This is a genomic window from Stenotrophomonas lacuserhaii (assembly GCF_039674585.1).
In the GTDB taxonomy this organism is placed as follows: domain Bacteria; phylum Pseudomonadota; class Gammaproteobacteria; order Xanthomonadales; family Xanthomonadaceae; genus Stenotrophomonas; species Stenotrophomonas pennii_A.
Genome location: NZ_JBDJNU010000050.1, coordinates 1 through 20,513, shown reverse-complemented (window position 1 = coordinate 20,513; position 20,513 = coordinate 1). Strand labels below are relative to the sequence as shown.

Annotated in this window: 17 protein-coding genes; 12 read left to right on the top strand and 5 right to left on the bottom strand. The window is 67.7% G+C overall.

Translation table 11 applies throughout. The features are described 5' to 3' along the window. Positions 1 to 50 precede the first annotated feature (50 nt). Both ABE522_RS15570 and ABE522_RS15565 read right to left on the bottom strand, forming a co-directional pair. Positions 51 to 821 carry a hypothetical protein gene (locus ABE522_RS15570; RefSeq protein ID WP_346592477.1) on the bottom strand — a complete coding sequence of 257 codons (771 nt, stop codon included), beginning with the start codon at positions 819 to 821 and terminating at the stop codon, positions 51 to 53. After that, positions 821 to 1,375, bottom strand: a complete 555-nt coding sequence (locus ABE522_RS15565; RefSeq protein WP_346592476.1) for a hypothetical protein — start codon at positions 1,373 to 1,375, stop codon at positions 821 to 823. The genes ABE522_RS15570 and ABE522_RS15565 overlap by 1 nt, the downstream gene beginning before the upstream one ends. Before the next feature lie 400 nt (positions 1,376 to 1,775). Between ABE522_RS15565 and ABE522_RS15560 the strand changes: the two genes are divergently transcribed. Both ABE522_RS15560 and ABE522_RS15555 read left to right on the top strand, forming a co-directional pair. Beyond that, the gene (locus tag ABE522_RS15560) at positions 1,776 to 2,783 is read left to right on the top strand and encodes a methionine ABC transporter ATP-binding protein (RefSeq protein WP_346592488.1); all 1,008 of its coding nucleotides are present in this window, start codon (positions 1,776 to 1,778) and stop codon (positions 2,781 to 2,783) included. Then, positions 2,780 to 3,469, top strand: a complete 690-nt coding sequence (locus tag ABE522_RS15555; RefSeq protein WP_346592475.1) for a methionine ABC transporter permease — start codon at positions 2,780 to 2,782, stop codon at positions 3,467 to 3,469. Before ABE522_RS15560 ends, ABE522_RS15555 begins: the two co-directional genes overlap by 4 nt. 39 nt (positions 3,470 to 3,508) lie before the next feature. On the opposite strand, the gene ABE522_RS15550 is transcribed toward ABE522_RS15555, so the two are convergent. Beyond that, complete coding sequence (locus tag ABE522_RS15550) at positions 3,509 to 4,057, bottom strand: lipocalin family protein (RefSeq protein ID WP_406846376.1); 549 nt, start codon at positions 4,055 to 4,057, stop codon at positions 3,509 to 3,511. Between the two features lie 217 nt (positions 4,058 to 4,274). Between ABE522_RS15550 and ABE522_RS15545 the strand changes: the two genes are divergently transcribed. From ABE522_RS15545 to ABE522_RS15515, 7 genes are all read left to right on the top strand, one after another. Next, positions 4,275 to 4,553: a hypothetical protein gene (locus tag ABE522_RS15545; RefSeq protein WP_346592473.1), complete on the top strand. Its 279-nt coding sequence runs from the start codon at positions 4,275 to 4,277 to the stop codon at positions 4,551 to 4,553. Positions 4,554 to 4,622: 69 nt separating this feature from the next. Continuing rightward, entirely contained in the window at positions 4,623 to 6,725 is a 2,103-nt protein-coding gene (locus ABE522_RS15540; RefSeq protein WP_346592472.1) for a prolyl oligopeptidase family serine peptidase, read from the top strand. Positions 6,726 to 6,924: 199 nt separating this feature from the next. Next, complete coding sequence (locus ABE522_RS15535; RefSeq protein WP_346592471.1) at positions 6,925 to 8,100, top strand: phosphoglycerate kinase; 1,176 nt, start codon at positions 6,925 to 6,927, stop codon at positions 8,098 to 8,100. Continuing rightward, positions 8,100 to 8,786 (top strand): HAD hydrolase-like protein, encoded by a 687-nt coding sequence (locus tag ABE522_RS15530; protein WP_406846375.1) that lies wholly within the window; start codon positions 8,100 to 8,102, stop codon positions 8,784 to 8,786. The genes ABE522_RS15535 and ABE522_RS15530 overlap by 1 nt, the downstream gene beginning before the upstream one ends. Positions 8,787 to 9,010: 224 nt before the next feature. Beyond that, positions 9,011 to 10,477 carry a pyruvate kinase gene (gene pyk, locus ABE522_RS15525; protein WP_042614592.1) on the top strand — a complete coding sequence of 489 codons (1,467 nt, stop codon included), beginning with the start codon at positions 9,011 to 9,013 and terminating at the stop codon, positions 10,475 to 10,477. A gap of 139 nt (positions 10,478 to 10,616) precedes the next feature. Continuing rightward, the gene (locus tag ABE522_RS15520) at positions 10,617 to 11,621 is read left to right on the top strand and encodes a class I fructose-bisphosphate aldolase (RefSeq protein WP_346592469.1); all 1,005 of its coding nucleotides are present in this window, start codon (positions 10,617 to 10,619) and stop codon (positions 11,619 to 11,621) included. A gap of 124 nt (positions 11,622 to 11,745) precedes the next feature. Further along, complete coding sequence (locus tag ABE522_RS15515; protein ID WP_346592468.1) at positions 11,746 to 12,873, top strand: ABC transporter substrate-binding protein; 1,128 nt, start codon at positions 11,746 to 11,748, stop codon at positions 12,871 to 12,873. 41 nt (positions 12,874 to 12,914) lie between these two features. On the opposite strand, the gene ABE522_RS15510 is transcribed toward ABE522_RS15515, so the two are convergent. After that, a complete protein-coding gene (locus tag ABE522_RS15510; protein ID WP_346592467.1) occupies positions 12,915 to 13,526 on the bottom strand; it encodes an O-acetyl-ADP-ribose deacetylase in 612 nt (203 codons plus the stop codon). 147 nt (positions 13,527 to 13,673) lie between these two features. Then, on the bottom strand, positions 13,674 to 14,633 hold the full coding sequence (gene cysK / locus ABE522_RS15505; RefSeq protein WP_346592466.1) for a cysteine synthase A: 960 nt from the start codon (positions 14,631 to 14,633) through the stop codon (positions 13,674 to 13,676). Positions 14,634 to 14,832: 199 nt separating this feature from the next. Here cysK and ABE522_RS15500 point away from each other — a divergent pair, with 199 nt between their 5' ends. The 3 genes from ABE522_RS15500 (at position 14,833) to ABE522_RS15490 (ending at position 20,410) form a co-directional block, all read left to right on the top strand. Continuing rightward, complete coding sequence (locus tag ABE522_RS15500; protein WP_057687362.1) at positions 14,833 to 15,816, top strand: LysR family transcriptional regulator; 984 nt, start codon at positions 14,833 to 14,835, stop codon at positions 15,814 to 15,816. Between the two features lie 341 nt (positions 15,817 to 16,157). Further along, positions 16,158 to 17,288, top strand: a complete 1,131-nt coding sequence (locus ABE522_RS15495) for an efflux RND transporter periplasmic adaptor subunit (protein ID WP_346592465.1) — start codon at positions 16,158 to 16,160, stop codon at positions 17,286 to 17,288. Beyond that, positions 17,285 to 20,410, top strand: coding sequence for an efflux RND transporter permease subunit (locus ABE522_RS15490; RefSeq protein ID WP_346592464.1), 3,126 nt, complete (start codon positions 17,285 to 17,287; stop codon positions 20,408 to 20,410). The genes ABE522_RS15495 and ABE522_RS15490 overlap by 4 nt, the downstream gene beginning before the upstream one ends. Positions 20,411 to 20,513: the final 103 nt, after the last annotated feature.

Sequence of the window (20,513 nt, the reverse complement as noted above, 5' to 3'; positions counted from 1 at the left end):
GAACGCTGCAGGCCCAGGGAGATCTCCTTGCTGGGGGGACAGGGGCAGTGTCAGCCCAGCACGGCAAGGAAGCGTGCGTTGCTCTGCACCAGCGCGTCATGCACGCGTCGCGAGAGGTGGCCGGTGCGGGTGATCAGCCGAACCAGCGCTTCACCGCGCAGGGCGTCCACTTCGGGCTGCAGGGGGTAGCTGCCAGCGGCCTTTTCGAGCTGTGCGAGCAGTGTGCTGCGTTTCGCCTGCAGCGAATCGTGCAGTGTCTGCAGGCAACGGGCGAAGGCGCGCAGTTCGTCGTCCGGCACCTGCGCCACCACCGCATTCGAGGTGACCGCCATGGTCGCTGTCTCGACGCCGGCCAGCGGCTGGCTGGCGGGGGCGATGGCCCGGCACGCCGCAATCTGCACGCCCGCCGGGGGAGGGGTCGAGCTGGCTGCGTTGCTGGCATCGTCAACGCTACGCACGCGCCGTACCTGCCGCAGCTGCCCAGACGGCGAACGGACCGCCGTCGTCTGACCGTGCAGGTCCAGCAGCGCGGCAAGCAACGGGCCCAGGGGGGTATCGGGTCCGGCCAGGCGCTGCAGCTGGGCGAGGCTGTCGGCAGGCAGGCTGGCGCCCATCGCCGCCGGCGTCGCCGGGTCGCCCGCTTCCCGCCAGAGCAGTTCCTCCAGCAATGTATCGCCATCCCGGCCCGGGTGCTGGTCGAGATAGCGCAGCGCTGCCAGCGCGGTCGACGGATCGGCCGGGGCCAGCGGACCCGACGTGCCTGCGATGGAGCCCGCTGCCGGACGCGATGCAAGCCTGGCCCATAGCGTGAGGCCCGTCATCACCAGGGCGGCCCCGCCGGCAGCGACGGCGCGCGCTGGTCCCGGTAAGCACAGGGCGGCAGGTCGGCAGATGCCGTTCCACGAATCAGCGCCTGCTGATCGCTTCGTTGCAGCGCCGCGGCGCCCCTGACCTGCTCCCCCAGCAACAGCGCTGCGGCCGCGGCCTGCACCACGGTGCGCAGCCGCAACCGCTCGTGGGGGATCCCCTGCGGCCCGGGCGGGCCGACATCCGGTGCCGCGACCTCCGCCACGGGCGCGCGCTGGCGGCTGTCGATGCGGCAGCTGCCACGATCAAGATCGCGGCTGCTGCGGGCGGACAGCGCCTGCTCGAACACCGTGGTGGCAGCGACCCACGGCGCGCGCATGTGCAGCCGTCGCTGCAGCGCCGGGTATCCCAGGGCGCCCTGCGTGGCGAGGCGTTCGTCCACCCGTTGCACCAGGCTGCGATGGCGGGCCAGTGCCTGGATCAGTGCAGCCGGCGGGGCATCTGCGCCGTGATCACGGGCCAGGCCGGCCAGCAACAGCTGTGCGGCGACAGGATGCCGGTCCAGCATCCGGCGAGCCTGATCGTGCGCGGCATCCCCACCGGGGGCCCTCGTCGCCGATGGGGACGGCGGAGACGGGAGCGGTTGATTGGCCCACTGGCCCGGTACGGCCATGCCGCCACGCACGGCAGGCGGGACATGTCGCACACGTGCTGCTGCGCCGGCCACAGCACGCGTGGCGGGGACGCAGGAGGGTGACGCAGGGGACAGGCAAGGCATGCAGCGGGCTCCGGCAACGGAATCAGGGGGCGACAGTAATAAGGAATCCATCGTCCCGCCGGCTTGCAGCCGGCGCTCATCGCGCCTGCTTAGAAGCAAACGGAATATCATTGTGGTCGCCGACGCGGGCGCTTGCGCGCCCGCGCTGGTAGGCTGCACGCCCCCTGTCGCCCCTCTGGTGAGCCGACCCGTGATCGAGTTCCAGCGCCTGCACAAATCCTATGCCGTGGCCGGCCGCGCCGTCAGTGCGCTGCAGCCGCTCGACCTGACCATCGAGGCCGGCGAGGTGTTCGGCATCATCGGCCATTCCGGCGCGGGCAAGTCGACCCTGATCCGCATGATCAACCGGCTGGAGGAACCCAGTGGCGGCCGCCTGCTGATCGACGGGGAGGATGTCACGGCGCTGGATGCGGATGCGCTGCGCGTGCTGCGGCGTCGCATCGGCATGATCTTCCAGCACTTCAACCTGCTGTCGTCGCGCACGGTGGCAGCCAACGTGGCCTTCCCGCTGGAACTGGCCGGCACGCCCCGCGCGCAGATCGATGCACGGGTGGCCGAGCTGCTGCAGACCGTCGGCCTGCAGGCCCATGCAGGCAAGTACCCGGCGCAGTTGTCCGGCGGGCAGAAGCAACGGGTCGGCATTGCCCGCGCGCTGGCCACCGGGCCACGGATCCTGTTGTGCGACGAGGCGACCAGCGCGCTGGATCCGCAGACCACCGCTTCGGTGCTGGCACTGCTGTCGAAGATCAACCGCGAACTGGGCCTGACCATCGTGCTGATCACCCACGAAATGGACGTGATCCGGCGGGTGTGCGACCGCGTCGCGGTCCTTGATGCCGGTGAGCTGGTCGAAATGGGACCGGTAACCGAGGTGTTCCTGCATCCGCGACATGCGACCACGCGCCGTTTCGTCAGCGAATCCGAGCACATCGACGAGGGCACGCTCCACCATGATTTCGAGACCGTCGGCGGTACGATCGTGCGGCTGACCTTCCTTGGCGGCGATACCTACCAGCCACTGTTGGGCAGCGTCGCGCGGCAGACCGGGGTGGACTACAACATCCTGTCTGGTCGCATCGATCGCATCAAGGATACCCCGTACGGGCAGCTGATCGTCTCGCTGGTCGGCGGCGACCAGGCTGCCGCACAACGGGCCTTCGCCGCCGCGGGCGTGCACGTAGAGGAGCTGCGCCGATGATCTTCGCAAGCAACGGCGGCTTCTTCCGCCACCTGGACGCGGGCAAGTGGGCCGACATCGGCCAGGCCACGGTCGACACGCTGCTGATGTTGGCCGGTTCGTTGCCGCTGACCCTGGCCATCGGCCTGCCGCTTGGCGTGCTGCTGTTCCTGTTCGGTTCGCCGCAGCTGCGGCGCAGGCCGGTCGCCTACGGTGCGCTGGCGCTGGTGGTGAACCTGCTGCGCTCGGTGCCCTTCATCATCCTGATGATCGTGCTGATCCCGGTCACCCTGGCACTGATGGGCACCTCGCTCGGCGTGCGCGGTGCCATCGTCCCGCTGGTGATCGGCGCCGCGCCGTTCTATGCACGCCTGGTGGAAACGGCGCTGCGCGAAGTGGACCGGGGGGTGATCGAGGCGACCCAGGCGATGGGAGCCACCACCTGGCAGCTGGTCACCCGCGTGTTGCTCCCCGAAGCCCGGCCCGGCCTGATCGCCGGGGCCACGGTAACCACTGTCGCGCTGATCGGGTTCACCGCGATGGGCGGTGCTATCGGGTCCGGTGGCCTGGGCGACCTGGCCTTCCGCGATGGCTACCAGCGCTCGCATACCGACGTCGCCCTGGTCACCGTGGTGCTGCTGCTGGTACTGGTGCAGCTGCTGCAGATGCTGGGCGACCGCCTGGTGGCCCATTACAGCCGCAGATGACCGCCAGCGCCGGCTCGTGCCCGGCGCTGTGGCCGACGCTCAGCGCTGGTTGGGCACTTCGTAGCCGAGCTTGTCGACCTGGCTGCGCTGCTGTGGCACGCGCTTGAGTTTGTCGGTGTTGACGCCGTACTCGTCGCGCAGGCGTTCGGCCAGCTTCTTGTACAGCGCGGTTTCCATTTCCGGCTTGCGCGCGAAGATCCACGCCATTTCACGGCCGGGATAGCCGACCAGCGCCCACGAATAATCCGGCGCCACTTCCAGCACGCGCGAATGGGTGGGCACCACGCGGTAGAACCAGGTGCGCCAGTTGTGGTTGCCGCTGTCTTCGTCCACCGAGGCGCGCGCCTGGATCTCCTGCACCGGTTCATCGAAGCCGTCGCGGTAGCGGTAGGTGATGCCGATCTTCTGCGGCTCGCGCAGGGTGTATTCGTTGACGCTGGCCACATGGCCGCGTTCGATGAAATTCGGCACGCGGCCGATGACATACCAGGTACCCATGAAGCGCTGCAGGTTGATCGGCGCCCCCAGCTCGCCCTGGTCGGCCACGGCCACCGGCTCCGGGGCGCTGGGCGCACTGGAACGGAACATCGCACAACCCGGCCCGACGATCAGGGTGGTCAGCAGGACAGCACACAACGGGCGGATCGACGGCATGGGAAAGCGGGCTCCAGGAGGGCTTGCGCAAGCATGGTCGAATGCGCGCGAGGGATTCGTCAATGGTGCCTGACCGGCGGATGTCGCAGCTGGTGAGAAACGACAAGGGCAAAGTGACGGCCTGGATCATCATTCTGTCCCGGAGACCACCATGCGCCAACGCCATCCTGTTCGTTCTGCCTCGTCGGACACCGGTCCGGACCCGCGCCTGCTGCGATGCGTCAGGCACGCCGCGCTGGCCGGGCTGGCGATGGTGCTGGTGTGGCCGGCCGCGCGCGGCAGCACCGGCTGGCTTGGCTGGATGCCGCTGTGGCTGCTGGGAATGCCGCTGGTCGCGTGGTGGTCGCTGTTGCGCTTTCCCCTGCCGCGCTGGCAACGGCGTCGCGTGCAGGCGCGGCGACGGGGCGCGCGCACGGTCCGCACGGCCTGACCTTCGACACGGGGGCGCGGCGCAGGCGCTGTGATAGCGTTCAGCGGCTTATGACTGCCTGGAACCGCAATGTCACGACTCGCTTCCGCCTGCCTGCTGGCCGGCATGATGACCACTGCCTCGGTGGGGCCTGCCATGGCCGCTGAAGCTGAACAGGACGATCAGTACGCTTGGCTGGAAGAGGTCGCCGGTGACAGACCGTTGACCTGGGTAAAGGAACAGAACGCCAAGGCCGAAGCCCGTCTTGCGCAGACGCCGGCGTTTGCCCAGATGGAGGCCCGCATCCGTGAAGTCCTCGATTCGGACGCCAAGATTCCCGGCGTGGAGAAGATCGGCGACTACTACTACAACTTCTGGAAGGACAAGCAGCACGAGCGCGGGCTGTGGCGTCGCACCACCCTGGCCGAGTACCGCAAGGCATCGCCGCAGTGGGAGACGGTGATCGACCTGGATGCGCTGAACAAGGCCGAGGGCGAGAACTGGGTGTGGCACGGCGTGGAGTGCCTGCGGCCGGAGTACAACCGCTGCCTGATCGCGCTGTCGCGCGGCGGCGCCGATGCCGATGTCACGCGTGAATTCGACCTGGCCAGCCGCAACTGGGTCACCGATGGCTTCTTCCGTCCCGAATCCAAGGGCGGGCTGGGCTGGGTCGACCGTGACAACGTGTTCGTCTACACCGACTTCGGCCCCGGCTCGATGACCACCTCCGGCTATCCGCGCGTGGCCAAGCTGTGGAAGCGCGGCACGCCGTTGGCATCGGCGCAGGTGGTGTACGAAGGCAAGCCGGACGACATGTACATCGCGGCCGTCCACGATGATACCCCCGGCTTCGAACGCAACCTGGTCAGCCGCACGCTGGCCTTCTACAACAACGAGCTGTACCTGCGCGCCGACGATGGCAAGCTGAGCAAGATCGACGCGCCGAACTCGGCTGAAAAGGGCCTGCACAAGCAGTGGCTGAGCCTGGAGCTGCGCGAGCCGTGGACGGTGGGCGGCAGGACCTACGCCGCCGGTTCGCTGCTGGCGGCCAGGCTGGAGGACTTCCTCGCCGGCAAGCGCGATTTCGACGTGCTGTTCGCCCCGACCGATACCACCTCGCTGGCCGGTGCGGTGTGGACCAAGGACCACGTGGTGCTGAACGTGCTGGACGACGTCAAGAACCGACTCAGCGTGCTGACGCCCGGCAGCAACGGCTGGACCCGCAGTGAGTTCGTCGGTGCGCCGGCATTCGGCACGCTGGGCGTCGGCGCGGTGGACAGCAACGACAGCAATGCCGTGTGGCTGACCGCGACCGATTACCTGACCCCGACCACCCTGGCGCTGGCCGAGATCGGCAGCACGCCGGAAGTGCTGAAGACCATGCCCGCGTTCTTCGATGCCGAAGGCAAGGTCATCGAGCAGCACTTCGCCACCAGCAAGGACGGCACCCGCGTGCCGTACTTCGTGGTGCACGCCAAGGACATGCCGCGGGATGGTTCGAACCCGACCCTGTTGTACGGCTATGGTGGTTTCGAGATCTCCCTCACGCCGAATTATTCCGGCGGCATGGGCCGTGCGTGGCTGGAAAAGGGCGGCGTGTACGTGGTCGCCAACATCCGTGGCGGCGGTGAATATGGGCCGCGCTGGCACCAGGCCGCGCTCAAGCAGAACCGCCACAAGGCGTATGAGGACATGGCGGCCGTCGCGCAGGACCTGGTGACGCGGAAGATCACCTCGCCCCGGCACCTGGGCGTGCAGGGCGGCAGCAATGGCGGCCTGCTGACCGGCAACATGCTGACCCAATACCCGGAGCTGTTCGGTGCGGTGGTGGTGCAGGTGCCGCTGCTGGACATGAAACGCTACAGCCATCTGTTGGCCGGTGCCTCGTGGATGGCCGAATACGGCAATCCGGATACGGCCGATTGGGAGTACATCAAGACCTTCTCGCCGTATCACCTGTTCGATGCGAAGAAGGCGTACCCGCCGGTGCTGTTCACCACCTCCACCCGCGATGACCGCGTGCATCCGGGCCATGCGCGCAAGATGGCGGCGAAGATGATCGACGCAGGAAAGGATGTCACCTACTACGAGAACATCGAAGGCGGTCACGGCGGTGCGGCGAACAATGCGCAGGCCGCGCACATGTCCGCGTTGGCTTACGGCTTCCTGTGGGAGCGCCTGGGCGGTAAATGACGGAATGAAAGACGCCGCCTCCGGGCGGCGTTTTTCTTTCTGTAGTGACGGCCGCTGGCCGTCATGAATCCCCTGGTTGACGGCCAGCGGCCGTCACTACCGATGTGTGGTCCCTGCGGGGTTTGCGATGCGCCTGCGCAGCCCGGACAATAGTGGGCTGCGCCGCGCGGCGCGCTTCTTCCCCAGAACAGGAATGCCCATGTCCATCGTCCGCATGACCGACCTCGACCTCTCCGGCAAGCGCGTGTTGATCCGGCAGGACCTGAACGTGCCGATCGAGAACGGCCAGATCAGTTCCGAACAGCGCATCAGCGCCTCGCTGCCTACGCTCAGGCAGGCGCTGGAGCAGGGCGCGGCGGTAATGGTGACTTCGCACCTGGGGCGACCGAAAGAGGGCGAGTGGAGCGAGGAAAATTCGCTGCAGCCCGTTGCCCGCCGCCTGTCCGAACTGCTGGGCCGCGACGTGCCGCTGCTGCGCGACTGGGTGGGCGGCGTGGACGTGCAGCCGGGCCAGATCGTGCTGCTGGAAAACTGCCGCATGAACGTAGGCGAGGGCAAGGACGATGAAGCGCTGGCCAGGCAGTACGCCGCGCTGTGCGACGTGTTCGTGATGGACGCCTTCGGTACCGCGCACCGCGCGCAGGCTTCCACCCACGGCGTGATCCGTTTCGCCCCGGTGGCGGCCGGTGGCCCGCTGCTGATGGCCGAACTGGATGCGCTGGCCAAGGCCCTGAAGGAACCGGCCAAGCCGTTGCTGGCGATCGTGGCCGGCAGCAAGGTCAGCACCAAGCTGGAACTGCTGGCCAGCCTGGTCGGCAAGGTCGACCAGCTGATCGTCGGTGGCGGCATCGCCAATACCTTCATCGCCGCGGCCGGGTACCCGGTGGGCAAGTCGCTGTACGAACCGGACCTTCTGGAAACGGCGAAGAAGATCGTCGCCGACGCCAAGGCGCGCGGTGCGGACATTCCGCTGCCCACCGACGTGGTCGTGGCCAAGCAGTTCCTGCCCGATGCCGAAGCCACGGTGAAGGCGGTTGATGCGGTGGCAGAGGATGACCTGATCCTGGATATCGGCCCGCAGACCGCCCAGCAGTACGCCGAACTGATCAACAAGGCCGGCACCGTGGTGTGGAACGGCCCGGTCGGCGTGTTCGAATTCGAGGCCTTCAGCAAGGGCACCGAAGCGCTGGCGCGTGCCATCGCCGGCTCCAAGGCGTTCTCCATTGCCGGTGGTGGTGACACCCTGGCGGCGGTGGACAAGTTCGACATCGCCGGCGACGTCAGCTACATCTCCACCGGCGGCGGCGCGTTCCTGGAGTTCCTGGAAGGCAAGACCCTGCCGGCGGTGGCGGCGCTCGAAGCGCGGGGCGCGTAATGGTGGAGGACCGGTGGGTGACGGCCGTGGGTGATCACGGTGATGCGGTGCGTGACACGCTGTTCTTCGATCTGGACGGCACACTGATCGATTCGCAGATCGGCATCACCCGCTGCATCACCCACGCTTTCGAGCGGATGCAGCATCCGGCGCCTCCGGTGGAGGCGCTGCGCGGCTGGATCGGTCCCTCGCTGCGCACCAGCTTCGGGCCGCTGTTCAACGATGCGGCCAAGGTGGAACAGGCCGTGGCGTACTACTGCGAGCGCTTCGAAACCGAAGGCTGGCAGGAGCATGCGGTGTTCGAGGACATCGAACAGGTGGTGCGCGCGCTGCGGGCGCGTGGTCACCGCCTGGCGGTGGTCACCGCCAAGAACGAAACCCACGCGCGACGCATCGTGGAGCATCTGCCCTTCGGTGCATGCTTCGACGAGGTCATCGGGGCCACCGCCGATGGCAGCCGCAGCAGCAAGCCGCAGCTGGTGGCCGAGGCGTTGTCCCGGTTGTCGCTGCAGCCAGGCCAGTGCTGGATGATCGGTGACCGCCGCATGGACATCGAAGGCGCGCGCCACCACGGCCTGCGCAACATCGGCGTGCTGTGGGGTTTCGGCGGTGCCGAAGAGCTGCGCGAGGCCGGCGCCGATGCGCTGGCCGCCGCGCCGACGGAGTTGCTGACGCTGATCCGCTGATCCCGGTGTCTGCGGGGATCCTTCGGGCATGGCGGGCTGGCGCAGGCCGCGCTTCGCGCTCGCCGAGCATGGCTCGGCGCTACCGGCGCCGTGGCTTGGTTATCCATGCTGCCCCGTATTGTCTTGCAGACATCGAGCAGAACCAGACCCCGCAAGGCTGTAACCGCATACATGGGTCGTGAAGGATGTGCTAATTTCCCTGCTTTAACGGGAGCCCATCCACCATGTTCGAGCGTCAGCGTCGCACCAAGATCCTAGCCACCCTCGGCCCGGCCACCGATCCGCCCGGCATCCTCGAGGAGCTGTTCCGCGCTGGCGTCAACGTGGTTCGCCTGAACTTCAGCCATGGTGATCCGTCCGGCCAGGCCAAGCGTGCCGCCGACGTGCGTGCCGCCGCTGCCCGCGTGGGCGTGGAAGTGGGCATCCTGGCCGACCTGCCGGGCCCGAAGATCCGCATCGAACGCTTCGCCGAAGGCAAGATCCAGCTCAAGGCCGGTGACCGCTTCGACCTGGTGGCCGCCACCAACGTGCCGCCGGGTGATACCACCCAGGTCGGCGTGAGCTACCTCGGCCTGCCGCAGGACGTGGGCCCGGGCGATGTGCTGTTGCTGGATGACGGCCTGATGCAGCTGCAGGTGGTGGAAGTGCAGGGCGAGCGCATCATCAACACCGTGCTCAACGACGGCGTGCTGTCCGACCGCAAGGGCCTGAACAAGCAGGGCGGTGGCCTGTCGCTGGGCGCGCTGACCGAGCGCGACAAGGAGCTGATCGGCATCGTCGCCAAGATCGGCGTGGACTTCATCGCCGTGTCGTTCTGCCGCAACGCGCAGGACATGAACGATGCCCGCGAGATCGCCGAATCGCACGGCTGCTACGCCGCGCTGGTGTCCAAGATCGAGCGCACCGAAGCCATCGAGAACCTGGAAGAGATCGTCGACGCCAGCGATGTGGTGATGGTGGCGCGCGGCGACCTGGGCGTGGAAATCGGCGATGCCGAGCTGCCGGGCCTGCAGAAGAAGATCATCAAGGCCTCGCTGGCGCAGAACAAGGTGGTGATCACCGCCACCCAGATGCTGCAGTCGATGGTTGAAAGCCCGATCCCGACCCGCGCCGAAGTGCTGGACGTGGCCAACTCGGTCATCGACGGTACCGATGCGGTGATGCTGTCGGCCGAAACCGCCGCCGGCGCCTACCCGGTCAAGGCCGTGGAGGCGATGGCGCGCATCTGCCTGGGCGCCGAGCGCCAGTTCCAGACTGAAACGGACTTCGGCGCCTCGCCGCGCAACCTGGAACGTGCCGACCAGGCCATCGCCATGGCCACCATGTTCCTGTCCCAGCACGTGGGCGTGCGGGCGATCGTGGCGATGACCGAATCCGGCGGCACCGCCCGCTACCTGTCGCGTTTCCGTGCCTCCGCGCCGGTGTTCGCGGTGACCCGCCACGACGGCGCCCGCCGCCAGATGGCGCTGATGCGCGATGTGTTCCCGATCAACTTCGACAGCCGCGGCCTGACCCCGCGTGAAGCCGCGCGTGGCAGCATCCGCCTGCTGGCCGAAGCCGGGCTGCTGGCCGCCGGCGACCGCGTAGTGTTCACCAGTGGCGAACACATGGAGACCCATGGCGCCACCAACACCCTGCGCCTGCTGGAAGTGGGTGCCAACGGCAGCGCCAGCGGACTGGGCGAGCTGTAAGCAAGTCTGGACGGCGCGGCGCAAGCGCAGCGCCGTCACGGTTGCGCAGCATGGAAGCGGTTCCAGATCCCGTGGACGGACAGTTCACGGGAGGCGGGGGCTATAATCGGGTTTTTCCCGCACCCGCCACAGGAAGTACATGAGCATCGAACAGCTGGCTGAAACCGCCCAGGCCATGGTCGCCCCGGGCAAGGGCATCATCGCGATCGACGAATCCACCGGCACCATCGCCAAGCGCTTTGCCAGCGTCGGCGTTGAGAACACCGAAGAAAACCGTCGCGCCTACCGCGAACTGCTGCTGACCACGCCGAAGCTCAACGAGCACATCTCCGGCGCGATCCTGTTCGACGAGACCATCCGTCAGTCGACCAAGGACGGCGTGCCGTTCGCCAAGTACATGGCCGACAACGGCATGATCCCGGGCATCAAGGTCGACAAGGGCGCCCACCCGCTGGCCGGCTGCCCGGGCGAGCTGGTCACCGAAGGCCTGGACGGCCTGCGCGAGCGCCTGCAGGAGTACTACAAGCTGGGTGCGCGCTTCGCCAAGTGGCGTGCGGTCATCAACATCGGCGAGAGCATCCCGTCGGGCACCTGCATCGAGTCCAACGCGCACGCGCTGGCCCGTTATGCCGCCCTGTGCCAGGAATGCGGCCTGGTGCCGATGGTCGAGCCGGAAGTGATCATGGACGGCGACCATGACATCGAGACCTGCTACGAAGTCACCGAAGCCACCCTGCGTTCGCTGTTCGACGCGCTGTACCAGCAGAACGTGCTGCTGGAAGGCACCATCCTGAAGGCCTCGATGGTCATCTCCGGCAAGGACTGCGAAGAGCAGGCCGATGCCGAGGAAGTGGCCGAATCGACCGTGATGTGCCTGAAGAGCACCGTGCCGGCGATCCTGCCGGGCGTGGTGTTCCTGTCCGGCGGCCAGAGCGACGAGCAGTCCACCGAACACCTCAACGCGATGAACCAGATGGGCAACCTGCCGTGGCCGCTGACGTTCTCCTACGGCCGTGCCATGCAGCAGGCCGCTCTGGCGCTGTGGGGCAAGGACACCAAGGGCAACTACGCCGCTGCGCAGAAGACCGTGTACGAGCGCGCCAAGGAAAACGGCCAGGCGGCACTGGGCAAGTGGAACGGCTGATTCCGCTGCCCCGTCGATGAAAGAACGCCGGCACGTGCCGGCGTTTTTTTTTTCCGCTATCGTGTCGCCTGCCCGGGGCATGGCCACTTCGCGGCCTCTGAATGATGGGCCAAGGAGAAACACCATGCGTATTGCAACGACCCTACTGGCCGCCGCCCTGGCGCTGGCGATCAGCGGCTGTGGCCAGAAGGCGGGCGCCGCCGATGGCGGCAAGGCCGCTTCGCTGGACTTCGACAAGGCGGTGGCCGGCGAGATCACCACGTCCAGCCCGCTGAGCTTCAGCGACGGCAGCCGCTACCAGCTCTATTCGATGCAACTGAAAGACAAGCAGGCGGTGTCGCTGAAGCTGGTCGGCTCGCTGTCCGGCGCGATATCGGTGTTCCGCGACGACGGCACCCTGGTGACCCGCGGCGAGCGGTCTGAAGACAGCGGCCTGGAAGTGACCTTCCGGGCCGACGGCGCCGGCCGTTACCGTATCGCCGTCAATGGCGACGACGCCGATGCCTACGGTCCGTATCGCCTGCAGGCCACCGAAGTGGTGCCGTATGACGGCAAGCCGCTCGCCAATGGTGGGCAGATCGTCGACCTGCTGGCCGACCAGCGCCAGGAATACACCCTGCAGGTCGACAAGCCGGGCCTGTACCAGATCAACCTGTCCTCCAGCGCGTTCGACACCGTGCTCGACCTGAAGGGTGCCAACGTGGAGGAGGAGGACGATGACGGTGGCAGTTCCACCAACTCACGCCTGAGCCTGATGCTGGACAGCGGCACCTACAAGCTGGGCGTGCGCGCGCTGGATGACGAAGGCAGTGGCCAGTTCCGCCTGGACGTCAAGAACACCGCACTGGCCGCGGACGTGGTGTCTGCCGATGGCACCACCCTGGCCGTCGGCGCCAACGTACAGGCGCTGCTGTCGCGCGAGGACGGCGAGCGCCGTTTCGTGCTGAACGTGCCGCAGGCGGGTTCGGTGCGCATCGATGCGCTGTCCGACCAGGTCGACACCACCCTGCGGCTGACCGGCGGCACCATCAACCTGGAAGACGACGACGGCGGCAGCGGGACCAACGCACGGCTGCAGGCGAACCTGCCGGCTGGCCGTTACCAGCTGCTGGTCGCCAGCCTGGAAGAAAGCCAGGCCGTGGTGCAGGTGCGGTTGAGCGCGGGGAGCGGCGAATCGCTTTCGGTGCGTGATGCCGCATCGGCGGACAGCGACGTAGCGGTTGCGGTACCGGCCGACGTGGACGCCAACTGAGACAGCTTGAACGGTGACGGCCCCCCGGGCCGTCACCGCCTTCAGTAAGCGGGCACCAACGGCTGCGCCGCTGCGATCCGGTCACCGCGGCGTGGCGCCTCGCCTTCGTCCTCGTCCGCCAGCGTCTGCCCGGCGGCCGACAACGCCTGCTGATAGGCCTTGAACGTCGCCGTATTGTAGGCCACCAGGATGATCCGCCGCGGTTCGCGATGGCTGCGCTGCCAGGCCAGCGTCTCCGTGGCCGCGATTTCCGCCGCGCGGTACAGCGGATAACCGTAGACGCCACAGCTGATCGCCGGGAAGGCGATCGAGCGTGCGCCGAGTTTCTCGGCCAGTTGCAACGATTTCCAGTAACAATTCGCCAGCAGCGCGCTTTCGTCGCGCTGGCCGTCGTGCCAGACCGGGCCCACCGTGTGCAGCACGAAGCGGGCGGGCAGATCGTGCGCGTCGGTGGCCACCACTTCGCCGGTCGGGCAGCGCACGCCGGGGCGCAGCTGCGGCAACTGTTCGCACGACTGCAGCAGCCCGGGACCTGCCGCCCGGTGGATGGCACCGTCCACACCGCCGCCGCCCAGCAGGGATTCGTTGGCCGCATTGACGATCGCATCCACCGCCAGGGTCGTGATGTCACCCTGCCAAACTTCGATCTTCATGCTTCCTTCTCCTGGCTGTCGTTGAAACGGCGCAACGTCCCGCGTTGCATGTGCCACCGTAACCGGGGCGACATGCAGGCTGCGTCATGACCGTCTCACACGCTGCGAACAGGAAAAGAACACCCCGCCCGCCAGGCGAGGGAGCGCTTACGGCAGGCCGGCCAGCCAGTCGTCGTCGGACCCTTCGTTCACATCGGCGAACAGCGGCGTGGAGAAGTAGCGCTCGCCGGTGTCCGGCAGCATCGCCAGGATCACCGAGCCGGGTTCGGCGCGCTCAGCGACATCCAGCGCGCTGGCGAGCGTGGCACCGGCGGAAATGCCGACAAACAGGCCTTCTTCGGCGGCCAGCCGACGCGCGGTGCTGATCGCGCGGTCATCTTCCACGGTCACCAGTTCGTCCACCACGTTGCGGTTGAGCACGTCCGGCACGAAGTCCGGCGTCCAGCCCTGGATCTTGTGCGGCTTCCAGTCATCGCCCTTCAACAGCGCCGCGCCGGCCGGTTCGGTGGCGATGATGCGGGTCTGCGGGCGGGCTACCTTCAGCACCTCGCCCACGCCGGTCAGCGTGCCGCCGGTGCCCCAGCCGCTGACGAAGTAGTCCAGCCGCCGGCCGGCGAAGTCACGCAGGATCTCCGCGGCGGTGGTGCTGCGGTGGTAGGCCGGATTGGCCGGGTTGGCGAACTGGCTGGCCAGGAACCAGCCGTGTTCCTGGGCCAGTTCGGCGGCCCGGCGCACCATCCCGCTGCCGCGCTCGGCGGCCGGGGTCAGGATCACCTTGGCGCCATACGCCCGCATCAGTTTGCGACGCTCGATGGAGAACGTTTCCACCATGGTGGCGACGAACTTGTAGCCGCGGGCGGCGGCCACCATCGCCAGCGCCACGCCGGTGTTGCCGGAGGTGGCTTCGATGATGGTGTCGCCCGGCTTGAGCAGGCCCCGCTGCTCGGCGTCGAGCACGATCGCCAGCGCCAGCCGGTCCTTGACCGAACCGCCCGGGTTGAACGATTCCACCTTGGCGTACAGGGTGGCGTGCGCCGGTGCCAGCCGGTGCAGCTTGACGATGGGGGTGTTGCCGATGGTATCGAGGATGGACTCGTACAGGGCCATGAGGGCACTCCGGGAGGGGCCGCGCCAGACGCGGCGGCAAGAGGGAAGGCGGCCGCTGCTGGTAACCGCCTTGGCCGGCTGACCGTAGCGCTGCCATATGACAGCAGGAAATGACCAGATACCTTTCATAAACAACGTTTGGTTATATGTTGGTGAGGGCAATTGACCTACAGTGGTTTTCCCTACCGAGCCGCCTGCCATGACGCTGACCCAGCTCCGCTATCTGGTCGCCATCGCCGACGCCGAGCTGAACATCACGCTCGCCGCATCGCGCGTGCATGCCACCCAACCCGGGCTGTCCAAGCAGCTCAAGCAGCTGGAGGATGAACTGGGCTTCCTGCTGTTCGTGCGGCGCGGCCGCAGCCTGGAATCGGTCACTCCGGCCGGGGTGGAAGTGATCAGCCGCTCCCGCGCGGTGCTCGCCGAAGCCAACAACATCCGCACTTATGCCGCCAACCAGCGGCGTGAAAGCCAGGGCCAGCTGGTGCTGACCACGACCCACACGCAGGCACGCTTCGTGCTGCCGCCGGCGGTGGCGCGGATCAAGCAGGCCTATCCGCAGGTGAGTGTGCACCTGCAGCAGGCCGCTGAAAGCGACGCGCTGGACCTGCTCAGCCAGGGCGATGCGGACATCGCCATCATCAGTACCGCCGGCGGCGAGCCCAGTGCCGGGATCGCCGTGCCGCTGTATCGCTGGCGGCGGCTGGTGCTGGTGCCCAAGGGCCATCCGCTGGATCGCGCCGGCCGCGCCCCGGACCTGGCCGCGCTGGCCGCCCATCCGTTGATCAGCTACGAATCGTCCACGCGTGCGGCGTCTTCGCTGCAGCGGGCGTTCGCCGGTTCCGGGCTGGAGCCGGACATCGCGCTGACCGCGCTGGATGCCGATCTGATCAAGACCTACGTGCGCAGCGGGGTGGGCGTGGGCCTGCTGGCTGAAATGGCGGTCAGCGCCGCCGATCATGACCTGCGCGCCTGGGTGGCGCCGGCACCGATCGCCGAATGCATCGCCTGGGCGGTGTTGCCGCGTGACCGCGTGCTGCGTGATTACGCGCTGGAACTGGTACACGTGCTGGCGCCGCAGATCGACCCGCGCGACCTGCGCCGGGTGCTGGATGGCAACCAGGCCGCGAACTGGCCGCTGCCGCCTACGTGGGAATCGTTGACCCAGACCATCACGTCCTGAGCGATTGCAGGGGCCGCTGCGCTCGCCGACCGTGGGTCGGCGCTACCGGGCTGAAGGCGCCGCTGCGCTCGCCGACCATGGGTCGGCGCTACCGGGTTGAAGGCGCCGCTGCGCTCGCCGACCATGGGTCGGCGCTACCGGGCCCGCGTCGGGCGTCGCAAGCTGCACGCGTGGTGGTGACGACACATCCCGATACACGATGACACCCTGGCGCAAGCCCTTGCACGGAAAGGGTTCCGGTCGCTATCGCCGGGCGCGCAGGCTGCGGTAAACGCTTGGCACATACGGTCTTCGCATGGCGCCCCCTACACTCGCCGGTCATGCAGAGGACGGGACTATTCATGGTGGGACGTATCGCAATGGGCACGGCCGTTGGCCTGGCCCTGGTGTTGCTGGCCGGCTGCAAGGGCGAACCGCAGGCGGCGCGCCGCCAGGGCGCCGATGTGCCGGTCACCGCGCAGGTCGTGGAATCGGCCGCGTGGAGCGATACGTTGCAGGCATTGGGCACGGCCAAGGCACGTGAATCGGTGACCATCACCGCCAAGGTCAGCGAGATCATCGAGCAGGTGCACTTCGAAAGTGGCCAGCAGGTGGCTGCCGGCACCCCGTTGGTCACCCTGCGCGGCCTGGCCCAGCAGGCGGCCCTGACCCAGGCCCAGGCCACCTTCGCCGAAGCCGACCAGCTGTACAGGCGCCAGCGTGAACTGGCCCAGCAGCAACTGGTGGCCAGTTCCACCCTGGACACCCAGAAGGCGATCCGCGATACCGCCGAAGCACGGGTGGCGGAAATGCAGGCCGACATCGGTGATCGCAGCGTGCGGGCACCGTTTGCCGGCGTGCTGGGCATCCGCCAGGTCAGCCCGGGCTCGCTGGTGACGCCGACCACGGCGATCGCCACGCTCGACGACATCGAACGCATGCACGTGGACTTCCAGGTGCCGGAAGCGGAACTGTCTTCGCTGGCCGATGGCAACAAGGTCGAAGCCACCAGCGTGGCCTGGCCGGGGCGTACGTTCGAAGGCGAAGTAACCACCATCGATGCCCGCGTCGACCCGTCCACCCGTGCGGTCACCGTGCGTGCCGACTTCGCCAACGGCGACCACGCACTGCGTCCGGGCATGCTGCTGGACGTGCGCATCTACCGCCCGGAACGGCAGGCGCTGGTGGTGCCGGAGATCGCCGTAGTGCAGGTGGGCAGGGACTCTTATGTCTACCGGCTGAAGGCAGACAGCACGGTGGAGCGCGCCGACGTGGTGATCGGCTCGCGCCGCGCCGGGGTGGTGGAACTCAAGCAGGGCATCAACGCCGGCGAGCGCATCATCGTGGACGGCACCGGCAAGCTGCGCCCCGGCCTGAAGGTCGACGCCCGCGCGGTCGCGCCGGTGGATGCACCGGCGCCGGAAAAGCTGCCGCCGCCGCCGGCAGCGCCGGCCTCGGACGCGCCCGTCGCACCGGCCGGTAACGGCGGATGAAACTTTCCAACATTTCCATCCAGCGGCCGGTCTTCGCCGTAGTGATGAGCCTGCTGCTGATCGTGCTCGGCGTCATGTCGTTCACCCGGCTGACGCTGCGCGAACTGCCGGCCATCGATCCACCGGTGGTGTCGGTATCGGTGGACTATCCGGGCGCATCGGCGGCGGTGATCGAAAGCCGGGTCACCCAGGTGCTGGAGGATTCCCTGTCGGGCATCGAAGGCATCGACATGATCAACGCGCGCAGCACCAACGGCCGCGCGCAGATCAGCCTGGAGTTCACCAGCAACCGCGATATCGAAGCCGCGGCCAACGACGTGCGCGACGCCGTCAGCGGCGTGGCCGACCGCATGCCCGACGAGGCACGCGCGCCGGAGATCGAGAAGGCCAACAGCGACGACGAAGCCATCATCTGGTTCAACCTGTCCTCGTCCAACATGGACACGCTGGCCCTCAGCGATTACGCCGAACGCTACGTCGTGGACCGCTTCGCCAGCCTGGACGGTGTATCGCAGGTGCGCATCGGTGGCCGCCAGCGCTACGCCATGCGCATCTGGCTGGACCGCGACCAGCTGGCGGCACGCGGGTTGACCACCGGCGATGTGGAGACCGCGCTGCGCAACGAGAACGTGGAACTTCCGGCGGGCCGCATTGAATCCGCCGACCGCGACTTCACCTTGCGCGTGGAGCGCAACTACGTGAAGCCGGAAGACTTCGCGACCATCCCGCTGGGCAAGGGCAGCGATGGCTACGTGGTGCGCATGGGCGACGTGGCGAAGATCGAGCTGGCTTCGGCCGAACGCCGCGCCTATTACCGCAGCAACGGCGAGCCGGGCGTGGGCCTGGGCATCGTCAAGACCTCCACCGCCAATGCGCTGGACGTGACCCGCCTGGCACGCGCGCAGGCCGACCGCATCGCCGAAACCCTGCCGCAGGGCACGCAGATCGCGGTGACCTTCGACAACACCACCTTCATCGAAGCGGCAGTGGACCGCGTCTACGCCACGCTGGTGGAAGCGATGCTGCTGGTGCTGGTGGTGATCTGGCTGTTCCTCGGCAGTTTCCGCGCCGCGCTGATCCCGGCGGTCACCGTGCCGGTGTGCCTGGTGGCTGCGTTCATCGCGCTGTACGCCTTCGATTTTTCGATCAACCTGCTGACCCTGCTGGCACTGGTGCTGTGCATCGGGCTGGTGGTGGATGATGCGATCGTGGTGGTGGAAAACGTGCAGCGCCGCATCGACCTGGGCGAACCGCCGCTGGTGGCGTCCAAGCGCGGCACCGCGCAGGTGGCCTTCGCGGTGATCGCCACCACCGCGGTGCTGGTGGCGGTATTCCTGCCGGTCGGCTTCCTGGAAGGCAACACCGGGCGATTGTTCCGCGAACTGGCGGTGGCGCTGGCGGCCGCCGTGGCGTTGTCCGCGTTCGTGGCGCTGACGCTGACCCCGATGATGGCGTCCAAGCTGCTCAAGCCGCACACCGGCAAGGCCCCGCGTGGCCTGTACGGGGTGATCAACCGCAACCTGGAAAAGCTGGCCGGCGGCTACGGCCGCGTGCTGGACCGCCACGTGGACCGCACCTGGATCTACCTGCTGGTGATGGCGGCCACGCTGTTTGCCAGCTGGTTGCTGATCAAGCACCTGCCGTCCGAATTGGCGCCGGCCGAAGACCGTGGCTCGTTCCAGATCATGATCGACGGCCCCGAAGGCGCGGGTTTTGATTACACGGTCGGCCAGGTGCAGGAAGTGGAGGCGATCGTTGCCAAGCATGTGGGCGAAGACCGCCCGATCGTCCGCGCCAATCCGCGCGTGCCGGGCGGCTGGGGATCCAGCGAGGAAATGCACACCGGCCGCATCAGCGTCTTCCTGCAGCCCTGGCGTGAGCGCTCCACCTCCACCCCGGAAGTGGCCGATGCGCTGCAGAAGGACCTTGATGCCGTGCGTGGCGTGCGCGTGCGCACGCAGGTGGGTGGGGGCCTGGTGCGCAGCGGCGGGCAGCCGTTCCAGATCGTGCTGGGCGGGCCGGAGTATGCGGAGATCGCCCAGTGGCGCGACCGTATCCTGCTGCGCATGGCTGACAATCCCGGCCTGGTCGGCGTAGATTCGGATTACAAGGAAACGCGGCCGCAGATGCGGGTGAACATCGACCGCCAGCGCGCGGCCGATCTCGGCGTGCCGGTGACCGCGATAGGTTCGGCGCTGGAAACCATGATGGGATCGCGCCGGGTCACCACCTTCGTCGACAACGGCGAAGAGTACGACGTGCTGGTGCAGGCGGGCCGCGACGGGCGCGCCACGCCGGCCGACCTGGCCGCCATCCGGGTGCGGTCCAGCTCCGGTGAGCTGGTGCCGCTGTCCAACCTGGTGACCCTGAGCGAAGTCGCCGAAGCCGGTTCGCTGAACCGCTTCAACCGCCTGCGCTCGATCACCATCAGCGCCGGCCTGGCGCCCGGTTATCCGCTGGGCGAAGCCATCGCCTGGGCGCAGTCGGTGACCCGCGAAGAGCTGCCGCAGCATGCGCAGATCAGCTGGAAAGGCGAATCACGCGAGTACCAGAGTGCCGGCGGCGCGGTGCTGCTGACCTTCGCGATGGCCCTGCTGGTGGTGTATCTGGTGCTGGCGGCGCAGTTTGAAAGCTTCATCCATCCGCTGACCATCATGCTGACCGTGCCGCTGGGCGTGCTCGGCGCACTGGTTGGCCTGTGGCTGAGTGGCGGTACGGTGAACCTGTTCAGCCAGATCGGCATCGTGATGCTGGTGGGCCTGGCGGCCAAGAACGGCATCCTGATCGTGGAGTTCGCCAACCAGCTGCGCGATGAAGGACGCACGGTACGCGAGGCGATCATCGAATCGGCACGCGTCCGTTTGCGCCCGATCCTGATGACCTCCATCGCCACGGTGGTCGGTGCCATCCCGCTGGTGGTCGCCGGAGGCCCGGGTTCGGCCAGTCGTGGCACCATCGGCGTGGTGATCATCTTCGGCGTGACCCTTTCCACCTTCCTGTCGCTGTTCGTGGTGCCGGCGTTCTACGCCCGCCTGGCGCCGTTCACGCGTTCGCCGGAAGCCGTGGCGCGCGAGCTGGAGCAGCAGGAGAAGGACACCCCGTCAGTGGGCGGCCACGCCTGACCGGCGGCTGCGGTGGGTGACGACCCGGGCTGCGGTGGGTGACGACCGTTGGTCGTCACAGCTTCTGATGGGCCAGGGCGTGACGACCAACGGTCGTCACCCA